Source organism: Hymenobacter psychrophilus, assembly GCF_900107135.1.
In the GTDB taxonomy this organism is placed as follows: domain Bacteria; phylum Bacteroidota; class Bacteroidia; order Cytophagales; family Hymenobacteraceae; genus Hymenobacter; species Hymenobacter psychrophilus.
Genome location: NZ_FNOV01000041.1, coordinates 1 through 2333 on the forward strand (window position 1 = coordinate 1; position 2333 = coordinate 2333).

The window sequence follows — 2333 nt, forward strand, 5'->3', positions numbered from 1 at the left end:
CGAAGTAGTAGCAACTGGCCCGTCTACATTTGGCTACCTGAAAAAGTTGCGCCACTTTCCCCAAAAAACCTATCTTTGAGTATCTGAGGCGCGGTGGTTATCTGCCCTGCAACGGTAGAAGGAGAACGGCCCCCTTGGACTGTTCTCCTTCATCTATTTAGGACAGTCCGCATATCGACTACCGTATGACGTGGCTTAACTTAATCCTGTGCCTGCTCTTACTGACGACCACCGGCCTGGCCGTGGCCGCACAACGGCGGTACTCAGCATTGCTGCGCAAACACAAAATCCTGCAGCGCCTCTACGACAGAGCCGAACAACAGCTTAGCAGCTTGTGGACGAGCAAAAAACCATGAACGTCAGGCTAAATTTCAGCCAAGAGCAATAGGCGGGGCAGGTTTTTGCCCCACTGCCCCCGACGTCTGAACGTAGTATTTTTCCGCGCTGGGTCATCCAAAGTCCCTACTGCGGAAAGTACTTCTGCGCCGCCTTGGGGTTGTCCCGTTTCAGGTCCAAATACCCCTTCGACAACCAATTCAAGTTCGCTTTCTGCTGGGCCTGCTGCTGCTCTATTCCTGCCGCCCGCGCCTCAGCTAGCCCGCGCTCCTTCCATTGGTAAGTCGTTAGGCATATCAGCCCCAAGACAAACACCAGCATCCCCAAGGCCAGCCGCACACTGGTAAAGCCCCAAACCTCGCCTACTACGGGCACACTACGCGGAATCTGCGCCATCACCGCTTGCAGCTGCGCCGTGCCCGTGGTGAGCGTTTTTTCGAGCTTGGCGGGCGTGGTTAGGTGCGGCTGTATCGCCTCGGCTATCCCCTGGTAGTCGATGGTAAACCGGGTTTCCTGCTTCACCCTGGCCAGCACTTCGTCCAGCTCGGCCCGGTTTACTGGCTGGCCCTGCTCTCGGCTGCGCTTATCCAGCGCCTCAATGCCCCGCCGTAGCGCGTTGATATCTTCAAGTAGCTCTTGCATAAGTTCTTGCTGAAAGGTTAATCCCCCATCTCAAAGCCGCGGGACTGCTGCTTACTTGGCTGCTGCTGGGCCTGCCGTTCTTTGGCCTGGCTGTACTCAGCTGCCAACTTGGCTAGCGCGTAGTCCTGCCCCGCCTGCTGCCACCCCTGGGCCGGGTCGCGGGCCTGGCCTAGCTCCCGAACCTTGGCAAAGCCCGTTTCCAGATTGCCGGCGCTGTACTCGCGGCCCACCTGGCTGCCTTTTACCCGGTGCCCGTCCTGGGCGAACACCACCCCGGCCGGGCTCCCGTCCTTACGCCGCGTCAGCTCCAGCTCGATGCCTCGGGGACGGAGTGCCTCCCGCAACTCGTCAAAGCTGCCCGCCTGGCCCGCCGTGTAGCTCAGGGCGCGGCCAATCTCCTGCCGGGCGCGGCTCCAGTCGGCCGACTGCTGGGCCTGCGGGCTCACCGCCCGCTGCTGCTTCGGGGTCGGCCCGATTTCGCGGGCCTGCTGGCGGCCTACCTGGTCGGCCACGATTAGCCCGTATTCCTGCTCGATACCCTTGCACACGTCCACGCTGCGCGAGCCGATAAACTGGTCGCTCACCGTCTGCCCGTCCAAATCCACCCGGTTTACCACCAGGTGCATGTGCGGGTGGGTCTTGTCTTGGTGCCGCACCACGGCCCATTGCGTGTTCTCCGGGTCTATTTTCAGCCCTTTTAGGTAGTCCTGGGCAATGCGCCCCATTACCTCGTTGGTCAGCTTCTCCTTTTCCTCGACCGGAAAAGCCAGCGCCACGTGCAGCACGGCCTTGCCTAGCCCTGGGCGCATGGCCCGCACCGCGTCAAAGTCTGCGGCCATGTGCGCGGCGCTATCGGTGCGTACGCCGTGCGCGGCCAGTACCTCGGCCTGCTTGTCGGGCGTTTTCTCCTGGAGCACGTAGCGGCACATCGCCCCGAACGACTGGTTCACCTTCACCTTGCCAATCATGACCCCTCGCCTGCTAGGCGCTTCAACAAGTGGTGCATCTGCCCGAGTACCGTCGTCGCTCCCGTGCGCTGGTCCTGGCCTAAGTGGGCCAGCTTGGTGAGCTGGTTTAGGTTCGCCGCCATGCCAGCCAGCTGCGCTAGCTGCCGGGCCTGCTCCGGCGTGGGCGGGGCCTGGAGCCTCGCGGCCGTGTCCTGTTGGAGCCACACCGACCGCAACACTTCGCCCTGGCTGAGCTGGTACCGCTCGGCCTCCTGGGTGAGTCGTTCGCGCTCCGCATCCGTCAGCCGGACGCTCACCACGTGGCGCTGTTTTTCCGCTACCGGACCGGGCCGGCGGCCTCCCTTACGGGGGCGGTGGGCAGTAGAATCGGGTTGCTCAGGAATGGAC

3 protein-coding genes are annotated in these 2333 nt (G+C 62.4%); all 3 read right to left on the reverse strand.

The genetic code is table 11. The annotated features are described in order from the left end of the window. Nucleotides 1-462 precede the first annotated feature (462 nt). Nucleotides 463-978, reverse strand: a complete 516-nt coding sequence (locus BLW21_RS20935) for a hypothetical protein (protein WP_092744054.1) — start codon at nucleotides 976-978, stop codon at nucleotides 463-465. 17 nt (nucleotides 979-995) lie between these two features. Then, entirely contained in the window at nucleotides 996-1946 is a 951-nt protein-coding gene (locus tag BLW21_RS20940) for a relaxase/mobilization nuclease domain-containing protein (RefSeq protein ID WP_092744056.1), read from the reverse strand. After that, nucleotides 1943-2333, reverse strand: a 391-nt coding sequence (locus BLW21_RS20945) for a plasmid mobilization protein (RefSeq protein WP_175471088.1), incomplete at its 5' end; no start/stop codon positions are given. The genes BLW21_RS20945 and BLW21_RS20940, both read right to left, overlap by 4 nt.

Coding starts and splice junctions, on each gene's coding strand:
- BLW21_RS20935 (WP_092744054.1), bottom strand. CDS start 978: ATGCAAGAGCTACTTGAAGATATCAACGCGCTACGGCGGGGCATTGAG.
- BLW21_RS20940 (WP_092744056.1), bottom strand. CDS start 1,946: ATGATTGGCAAGGTGAAGGTGAACCAGTCGTTCGGGGCGATGTGCCGC.